The 8182-nt window shown below is 61.1% G+C and carries 10 protein-coding genes; 3 read left to right on the forward strand and 7 right to left on the reverse strand.

What is annotated here, in order from left to right:
* Nucleotides 1-240: 240 nt before the first annotated feature.
* The 7 genes from B2W96_RS01030 to B2W96_RS01060 form a co-directional block, all read right to left on the reverse strand.
* The gene (locus B2W96_RS01030; protein WP_293007662.1) at nt 241-2457 is read right to left on the reverse strand and encodes an ATP-dependent RecD-like DNA helicase; all 2217 of its coding nucleotides are present in this window, start codon (nt 2455-2457) and stop codon (nt 241-243) included.
* Between the two features lie 40 nt (nt 2458-2497).
* Nucleotides 2498-2818 carry a hypothetical protein gene (locus tag B2W96_RS01035; protein WP_293007664.1) on the reverse strand — a complete coding sequence of 107 codons (321 nt, stop codon included), beginning with the start codon at nt 2816-2818 and terminating at the stop codon, nt 2498-2500.
* A gap of 42 nt (nt 2819-2860) precedes the next feature.
* Nucleotides 2861-3139 (reverse strand): hypothetical protein, encoded by a 279-nt coding sequence (locus B2W96_RS01040; RefSeq protein WP_293007666.1) that lies wholly within the window; start codon nt 3137-3139, stop codon nt 2861-2863.
* 9 nt (nt 3140-3148) lie between these two features.
* On the reverse strand, nt 3149-3652 hold the full coding sequence (ybeY, locus tag B2W96_RS01045) for an rRNA maturation RNase YbeY (protein ID WP_293007668.1): 504 nt from the start codon (nt 3650-3652) through the stop codon (nt 3149-3151).
* Nucleotides 3649-4635, reverse strand: a complete 987-nt coding sequence (locus B2W96_RS01050; RefSeq protein ID WP_293007670.1) for a PhoH family protein — start codon at nt 4633-4635, stop codon at nt 3649-3651. The genes ybeY and B2W96_RS01050 overlap by 4 nt, the downstream gene beginning before the upstream one ends.
* A gap of 241 nt (nt 4636-4876) precedes the next feature.
* A complete protein-coding gene (gene yqfD, locus B2W96_RS01055) occupies nt 4877-6067 on the reverse strand; it encodes a sporulation protein YqfD (RefSeq protein WP_293007672.1) in 1191 nt (396 codons plus the stop codon).
* Nucleotides 6060-6353 (reverse strand): YabP/YqfC family sporulation protein, encoded by a 294-nt coding sequence (locus tag B2W96_RS01060; protein WP_293007674.1) that lies wholly within the window; start codon nt 6351-6353, stop codon nt 6060-6062. The genes yqfD and B2W96_RS01060 overlap by 8 nt, the downstream gene beginning before the upstream one ends.
* Before the next feature lie 125 nt (nt 6354-6478).
* Between B2W96_RS01060 and B2W96_RS01065 the strand changes: the two genes are divergently transcribed.
* From B2W96_RS01065 to B2W96_RS01075, 3 genes are all read left to right on the forward strand, one after another.
* Nucleotides 6479-7387: a sporulation protein gene (locus B2W96_RS01065; protein WP_293007676.1), complete on the forward strand. Its 909-nt coding sequence runs from the start codon at nt 6479-6481 to the stop codon at nt 7385-7387.
* Nucleotides 7388-7562: 175 nt separating this feature from the next.
* A complete protein-coding gene (locus B2W96_RS01070; protein ID WP_293007696.1) occupies nt 7563-7793 on the forward strand; it encodes a helix-turn-helix domain-containing protein in 231 nt (76 codons plus the stop codon).
* Nucleotides 7790-8182: ComF family protein (locus B2W96_RS01075; protein ID WP_293007678.1), on the forward strand; the 393-nt coding region annotated here is incomplete at its 3' end. The genes B2W96_RS01070 and B2W96_RS01075, both read left to right, overlap by 4 nt.

Here is an 8182-nt window from a genome sequence, read left to right on the forward strand (position 1 = left end):
GAAAAGCCCGCATAGCGGGCTTTTCGGCTGAAATGCGTTACAACGCCTCACCGCCAGCCTTTGGCTGGCGGTGAGGCGTTCGTTTCGCGAGAGGGGTTTTCCCGAAGTACACGCCGCCGGGAAAAATAAATTTCAACTTATTTCGCCGTCCCGGGGGCGAAACTCTGCGAGGCGCGGGAAATGCAGGACGAGGAGCTTTTGCACCTCTGTCGGACAGGTTGCCATATCTGGATGAACGGGTCAGTTCGCCGGGCAGTCCCCGCCGCACAGCCGCCATTTCAAACCGGAGTAGCGCCGCTGACGGCGGTCATTTTCCGCCATGGCGGCCACGGCGGAGTCGTCTCCCACCACAATCAAAAGCTCCCGCGCCCGGGTGAGGGCCGTGTACAGCACGCCCCGTACCATCAGCGCCGGGGCGGCGGGCATTGCCGCCAGAATCACCGCCCGGTATTCGCTGCCCTGCGCCTTGTGGACGGTCTGGGCATAGGCCAAATCCAGCTCCGATAACTGGTCGGCGGCATAGGTACACACCCGGTCGTCAAACACCACTCGAAGCCACTCGCCGCCGGGGTCGATCTGGGCCACGCGGCCCACGTCGCCGTTGAAAATGCCGGTGCCCATGCTGCCGTCGGTTTTTTGCCAGATCACGTCGTAGTCGTTCCGGGTCTGCATGATGCGGTCCCCTTCCCGGAAGACACGCTCCCCCCACTGGCGCTGGCGCTTGTCCGGCGCGGGGGGATTCAGCGCCGCCTGAAGCAGGCGGTTCAGGTTTTCCGTGCCGCACTCGCCCTTGCGGGTGGGGGAGAGGACCTGAATCTGGTCCGAAGGGACCCCCATCTTCTCCGGCAGGCGGGATTTGCACAGCTCCACCACGGTGCTCACCGCCCGGTCCGGGCTGCGGCGCACCATGAAGAAAAAGTCGTTTTGGTCGTTGACAAACCGGGGCGGCTGCCCCAAATTCACCGCGTGGGCGTTGCGGATGATGGCGGACTGCTCCGCCTGACGGAAAACCTCTCGCAGAAACACCGTCTCCACCCGCTTGCTGCGAATGAGGTCGGAGAACACGTTCCCCGCCCCCACGGAGGGAAGCTGGTCCGCGTCTCCCACCAGCACCAGCCGGGTACCGGGGCGCAGCGCCCGCAGCAGTGCCGCGAAGAGGGACACATCCACCATGCTCATCTCGTCCAAAATCACCGCGTCCGCTTCCAACGGCTCCTTTTCGCACTTGGCAAAGGCGGCCTCCCGGGTGGTTTCGTTCCATGTCACTCCAAGCAGCCGATGGATGGTCTGGGCCTCCAGTCCGCCGGACAGCTCGCCCATCCGCTGGGCGGCGCGGCCGGTAGGCGCCGCCAGCAGCACATCCAGCCCCATCCGCTGAAACAGGGACACGATGCCCCGCACGGCGGTGGTTTTTCCCGTGCCCGGTCCGCCGGTGAGGATGAGGACGCCCGTCTGCGCCGCCAAAGCCACGGCCTGCCGCTGTTGCTGGGCATAGGTAATTCCCTGGGCCTGTTCGATTTCTGCAATCACCTTGTCCGGGTTCCGGCCACGGTCCGCGTCGGCAGACAGAAGCGCCAGAAGACGGGCGCAGGAGCCTACCTCCGCCTCCCACAGGCGGCGGAGGTAGCAGGCGGAAACGTTTGCCACCTGCTCCTGCACCACCGCGCCTCTGGCGCGGAGATCGTCCACTGCCTTTTCCGCAAGGTCGGCTTCGCAGTTTAAAAGCTGGGACGTGGCGGCGGTCAGCTTGCTGCGGGGGAGAAAGACGTGGCCGTTGCCCTCGTTGTGGTTCAGCTCAAAAATCACCGCAGCCTGAAGCCGCGCGTCGCTGTCAGCGGCAATGCCAAGGCTCATGGCGATTTCATCCGTGGCGGAGAAAGGCACGCCGCACTCGTCGGAGGAGAGAATGTAGGGATTGGACCGCACGGCCTCCAGCGCCCCGTCTCCATGGAGCTTGCGCAGCAAAATGGCAAGGGCGGGAGAGAGGCCGTACTGCGCCAGAAACGCCATCAGCCGCCGCAGGCCCATTTGCAAACGGAAGCTCTCGCCGATTTCCCGGGCCTTCTTTTCGGTGATGCCCCGCAGACAGGTAAGTCGTCCCGGGTCCCGCTCCAATATGTCCAGCGTTTCTTCTCCAAACCGGTCCACGATGGCCCGGGCGGTGGCAGGGCCAACGCCCTTACAGATCCCGGAGGAGAGGTAGTTAAGAATCTCGTCAACCTCTTCGGGAAGGCGGCGTTCCAACTCCAGCGCCTTGAGCTGCTCTCCGTGCTGGGGGTGAGTTTCCCACACGCCGTTCACCGTCAGGTGTTCGCCGGGGGCCACGCAGGGAATGCAGCCCACCACCGTGTAAAGTTCCCCCTCCTCCGTCACAAGCCGCAGGACGGTATAGCCGTTGTCGGCATTTTGAAAAATGAGGCTATGTACCGTGCCGTCCAGGCAGCAGAGTTCGTCCATGCCGTTTCGTCTTCCTTTTCTCCAGTGTGATTGCGGCGGCTCAGAAAAAGTGCAAATCCTTTGCCTCCACCAGCTCCACGTTGCGGCGCAGGTGGCAGAAGTATTCCGCCGTCTGCCGTGCATCCTCGGTTATCCCGCAGTCCACCAGCATAATTTTTGCCGAGGGCAGAGTGTGCCGGGTGCGCAGCAGCTCCCGCAGGTCGGCTTCCAGCGTGGGGGCGTCGCCTTGCAGAGGGAGAAGCAGCCGCACCTCCGGATTGCGGCACCTGCCGGGAAGGAACGCCCCGACGACCAGCCAGACGCAGGTCGTTATCCCCACCGCGGACAGAAATGCGAGAACGCCATCCTGAATGAGTTCCATACTATCACCTCAGGACAGTGTATGCAAAAGTGGGTCCGGCGGTCAGTCCTGCGGCGCGTCAGGGAGGCTTGTCCCCGGGTTGTCCGACGCAGGGGAATTTTGCTGGGAAAGCAGCGTGTCCAGTTTTTTTTCGATGTCCTTCTGCTTGGCGTGAAGCTCGGTCAGCTTGATGTAAATGCAGGTCATAAAAGCGAAAAAGGCTGCTTGAGATACCAAGTTCCAAAGTGTTTCATCCGCAACACCCATCGCACCTATGCCAAAAAAAGCAAGAATGGTAAACAGAAGGTATACGATCCAAAGACCGATAAAATTCCCAACCACGGAATCCGCCTACCTTTCCAGACCCAGCTCCTTCATAATCTCTTCCTCCCGCGCCCGCATCTGAACCTTCATCGGCCCCTCGTCCAGATGGTCATAGCCCAGCAAATGCAGCGTGGAATGAACCGCGAGATACGCAAGTTCCCGCCGGTTTGAATGTCCGTATTCCTTGGCCTGCGCCGCCGCCCGCTCCATAGAGATCACCATGTCTCCCAGAGGGAGCAGGCCGGTAAAATCCAGAAGGTCCCCGGCGGTTTCAGTTGTAGGCGGCTCGCCGGGTGTAAAGTCAAATTCGGGAAAGCTCAGAACATCCGTGGGGCTGGGGACCTTCCTCTGTTCCATATTGATTTTGCGAATGCCCGTGTCCCCGGTGAGGAGCACGTCCACCTCGCAGGGCAGGGTCACGCCCTCCATTCGGAGGGCGGTTTTAATTGCCTTGCGAACAAGGGCGCAGGTTTTCTCGTTGGAAGCGCCCGGCACGTCGGCGGTGACGGGGATATAATGGCTTTTTCTCATAACCGTTTCGCCTTTCTCCCGGCGCTTTTCAGCCGGGCCAGCTCGTCCCGTTCATAGGCTTCCACAATCCGTTGGACCATGACGTGACGAACCACGTCCGCGTTGGTGAGCTGGCAGATGCCGATGCCCTCCACGCCCTGCAACACCCGGATGGCTTCCTTCAAGCCAGAAACCTTGTCGGAGGGCAGGTCAATCTGGGTCACGTCACCGGTGATGACGATTTTGGAACCAAAGCCCAGACGGGTCAGAAACATCTTCATTTGCTCCCGGCTGGTATTCTGGGCCTCGTCCAGAATAATGAAGCTGTCGTCCAACGTCCGGCCCCGCATATAGGCAAGGGGGGCCACCTCGATGTTTCCCCGCTCCAGATATTTCTGGTATGTCTCCGCGCCCAGCATATCAAACAGCGCGTCGTACAACGGGCGGAGGTAGGGGTCCACCTTGCTCTGCAAATCGCCGGGCAAAAAGCCCAGCCGCTCCCCGGCCTCCACAGCGGGGCGGGTGAGGATGATGCGGTTGACCTGCTTGTCCCGGAACGCCGCCACGGCGGCGGCCACCGCCAGGTAGGTCTTCCCTGTGCCCGCCGGGCCAACGCCTACGGTTATGGTGTTTTTCAGCACCGATTTAAGATACTGCTTCTGGCCGATGGTCTTGGGCTTCACGGGGCGGCCCTTGGCGGTGATGCACAGCACATCGCCGGTCAGCTCTGCAATCTGCCCCTCCTTGCCGGAGCGGACCAGAGAGATGACGTACCGCACGTTTTGCTCTCCGATGGCCTCGCCCCGGGAGGACAGGGTCAAAAGCCCCTGCACGGCCTTGACGGCCAGCAGAACGTTCTCCGGCTCGCCGTCTACCCGCAGTTCCCCGTCCCGATTCACCACGGCCACTGAAAATTCCTGTTCCACCAGACGGATGTTTTCGTCAAAGGAGCCGAAAATGTTCACCGCCTGCTCCAGCCGCTCGATGCTGATTCGCTGTTCCAAATATGACCACTCCCGTTTGCCGGGCGGCGGCGCGTTCCCGCCGCCCGAATCTGAATGATGGTTTCCCGCAGGGGAAGCCGACCGTCCCCCGGACGGCGGTAAACTAAATTGTAAAGGAAATCGCCTTGAAAGGAAAGTATTCCCCAAAGTGCTCCAAGGAAAACTCTGTAAAGGGGCGCCAATAAGAAGAAAAACGCAAAAAGGTGAACCGAAAAGCGGCTTTAAGCCATCGGAGGGCCGGTTATTCCGATGCCGCTTCCAGCGGCACGGTGCGGCCGATTTCTTCCACGCACTCCGCCGTCAGTGTGACGCGCAGTACATCGCCCGTTTGTCGGGAGGAAACGAGCGTGGAGCGGATTTCGCCGTCCTGCCCCATCAAAGAGGCGAGATACGCGGTGAGCGCCGCTCCTCCCGCAGCCTCTGTCTCCTGAGCTGAGCGGGTTTGAACCGTGGGCTTGAAGGGGCGGTAAGTCTCCGTCTCCACCGTCACGGGCAGGGACAGACCGAACAGGGATACCCGCTGCCGTGTGACCATTTTATCATAGAATGCCCCAAAATAGCTACTGTTTCCATAGAATTTTATCCGCTGGGTTCCGAGAATCAGGGACCGGCGCGTCTCCTCCTTCCCAGCGGCGCTGTTTTTCGATATTGTCAGGGGGAAATTTGCTTCCAGCCGATACCATGTTCTGGCAGTGATGGAGCCTGCCGCCGTGGTAATCCGGGCGCCAAAGGTGTCCAAATCCTCAATGCCGGAGATTAAAAGCTGGTCCTTTTCCACGGTGTCGCCGACGCTGACGCACTTTTTCCCCAAAAAGGCGTGAACCTCCAGCACAAGACCGTCCCGCCGGGCCGTCACGTTGCAGGGGGCGCGGCGGTCTACCGGCTCCGGCGCGGCAACCCGCTCCCGTACCTGCACATAAGCCCGGCAGCCGGAGACGTTGACCGTCAGCCAGCTCAGGTCCGGGAGTTCCAGGAGGATGTGGTTTCGTAAGTCTTCTCCGTCTATGGAAAAGCCGAAGGTGCCGAAGCCCACGCCGTTTTCTTCCAGCGCTCGCAGAATTTCTTCCTCCGGCACTGTCACAGCGCCGTCCACTGTAATCTCCCAGATGAAAAAGCTGCTGAAAAACAGCCCCAGAGCGCAGAGGACCAGCCCCGCCGCCAGCGCTTGCCGACGGCGGAACTTCCCCATGAAAAAGGGCGCGCCCTCCCGCTTTTGTACGTGAAGCGTGCAGTCAAGGTTCCGAACCAGCAGCCGCAAAACCCGGAAATCCCGCCGGGAGAGCACGCAGAGAAATGCGTCCGGGCTTTCCCAGCGCACGTCCCACAGCTCCAGTCTTCGCTGTGCGGCGAGATTCAAAATCCGCTCCGGGAAGGAGCTTTTCACCCGCAGCCGCACCTGCCCCCGCAGGCGGTTTACCAGTTCGTCAAGCATCTGTTTTCACCCATTCCACCCGCTCTATCGCTCCGCCGATGCGCAGTTCCTCCCCCGTCAGGGCCTCCAGCGTCAGGCACTTGCCGGAGACGCGCAGGATACCGCAGGGGGTGTTTATGTCGATGCTCTGGTCACTGTAAGCCAAAATGCCGCTGTGGTGTTCCACAAACAGCCGCCGGTCTCCAATCATTTCCAAATGGCACAGTCCCGCCACTACGTCGCCGGGAAGGTCAAACAGCTCCGCCAGCTCCGTCAGCGGCGTGTCCCGCCGCTTGCGCTTTTCCATCGTCTCACCTCGCTCAACTCTATGAGCGAGATGAAGAAAACTTGCCGGAGGGCAAGCCTTTTTCCATACGATGGCAGGCATGACCGAACTTTGTGGTGCATAGTGTGTCCCGAGGGGGCGGTGGGTTGAAAAAGAGGGCGGTCTTGTGTCTCATGGCAGCGCTGGGGCTGGCGGCGCTGCTGGCGGACGCGGAGGGAGTTCGCCAAAGTGTGAGCGAGGCGCTTTCCCTGTGCGCCGGGACGGTAATTCCCTCCCAATTCCTCTTTCTCGCCGCCACCTCCTTGCTGGTGATGCTTGGGGTGGGCGAGGTGCTGGCGCCCCGGCTGGAATTTCTGATGTGGCCTTTGTTCCGGGTGGACGGGGCAGGGGCGGCGGCGTTGCTGCTGGGTCTTGTGGGGGGCTATCCCATTGGGGCCAGAACCACGGCGGAGCTGTACCGGGAGGGGCTGCTGCGCACCGATGAGGCGGAGCGGCTGCTGGCCTTTTGCAACACGGCAAATCCGGCATTTCTCATCAGTGTTTTGGGCGTGGGAGTATTTGGCAGCGTCCGCACGGGGGTGTGGCTGTGGCTGATTCATATTCTCTCCGCGCTTTTGACAGGCGTTTTGTTTCGCCGGGGGGCCGGGCAAAGGCGTGGGTCGCGGCGGCGGATCACGGCCCGTGCCGTGCCGTTTTCTCAGGCATTGGTACAGTCGGTGCGCCGGGCGCTGGACTCTATTTTGGGTATCTGCGCCTTTGTCGTGGTGTTTTATGTGCTGGCCCGACCTCTGCGGGGCTTGCCCGGTCTTGCGGGTGCGGCGGCGGTGGGCTTTGTGGAGCTGTTTTCCGTTATTCCCCGGCTCACCGCCAACCGGGCCGGGTTTGTTCTGGCGTCGCTTTTGGCGGGCTGGGGGGGCGTGTCGGTGCTGTGCCAGACCTTGGCTGTGCTGGCGGACAGTGGCCTTTCCACCCGCAACTGCATTGTAGGTAAGGCGATTCAGGCGGGTATCGCCGGTGGGCTTGCGCTGCTGGCGGCGGGGTATGTGATCGGGTGAGCGGTTTACTTTGCTGTAGGAGCGACGCGAGGTTCACGCGTCGCTCCTAGGTTGTTTTATTGAACGCAACAGCACAATGGAGAGATATTTCACCGAGCAATGCAAAAAATAGGACAAATAGTCCAAAATAGAAAAGTACCATATGTCCTACTATAAAATCGCATTGGTGATAAAAATGAAATTAAAAATCCGGGATTTAAGAGAAGATAGGGACTTATCGCAAGGCGTTCTTGCAGAATACCTCTTATGCGATCAATCGCTCTATTCCAAATATGAGCGGGGAGAGCGGGAATTGCCGCTGCGGCTGGCGGTCCGTCTGGCGGAGTACTATGCCGTCAGTCTGGACTATCTGGTGGGGCTGACGGACGAGCCCACTCCGTATCCTCGGGGACGGAGGGTGAGATGAACGTGCTGGGCGCGGTGCTGGACCTGCTGTTTCCGCCCAAATGCCCCTTTTGCCGCCGCGTTGTGAACCGCACGGGGGTCTGCGAAGCCTGCGAAAAAGCCCTGCCATGGACGGCGGAAGCGACGGGACTGCACAAGAGCGCGGGTGGTCTTGTCTGCGCCGCGCCACTTTTTTATGAGGGCGCGGTGAGAGAGAGCCTGCTGCGTCTGAAGTTTCACGGGGAATCCCATCTGGCCGGGCCGCTGGGCACGCTGATCGCCCGCTGCGCGGCGGAGCGGTTTTCGGGGGAGTTCGACATCGTGACGTGGGTTCCGGTGGGGCCGAAACGGCTGCGGGAGCGGGGCTACGATCAGGCCCGGCTGTTAGCGGAGGCAGCCTGCCGGGCGTTA

Origin of the sequence: Oscillibacter sp. UBA6647, from assembly GCA_002455655.1 — a bacterium.
Lineage (GTDB): Bacteria > Bacillota > Clostridia > Oscillospirales > Oscillospiraceae > Oscillibacter.

What these genes read in the sequence shown, in the direction of transcription:
- B2W96_RS01030 (WP_293007662.1), bottom strand. Translation starts at nt 2,457, where the DNA reads ATGGACGAACTCTGCTGCCTGGACGGCACGGTACATAGCCTCATTTTT.
- B2W96_RS01035 (WP_293007664.1), bottom strand. Translation starts at nt 2,818, where the DNA reads ATGGAACTCATTCAGGATGGCGTTCTCGCATTTCTGTCCGCGGTGGGG.
- ybeY (WP_293007668.1), bottom strand. Translation starts at nt 3,652, where the DNA reads ATGAGAAAAAGCCATTATATCCCCGTCACCGCCGACGTGCCGGGCGCT.
- yqfD (WP_293007672.1), bottom strand. Translation starts at nt 6,067, where the DNA reads ATGCTTGACGAACTGGTAAACCGCCTGCGGGGGCAGGTGCGGCTGCGG.
- B2W96_RS01060 (WP_293007674.1), bottom strand. Translation starts at nt 6,353, where the DNA reads ATGGAAAAGCGCAAGCGGCGGGACACGCCGCTGACGGAGCTGGCGGAG.
- B2W96_RS01070 (WP_293007696.1), top strand. Translation starts at nt 7,563, where the DNA reads ATGAAATTAAAAATCCGGGATTTAAGAGAAGATAGGGACTTATCGCAA.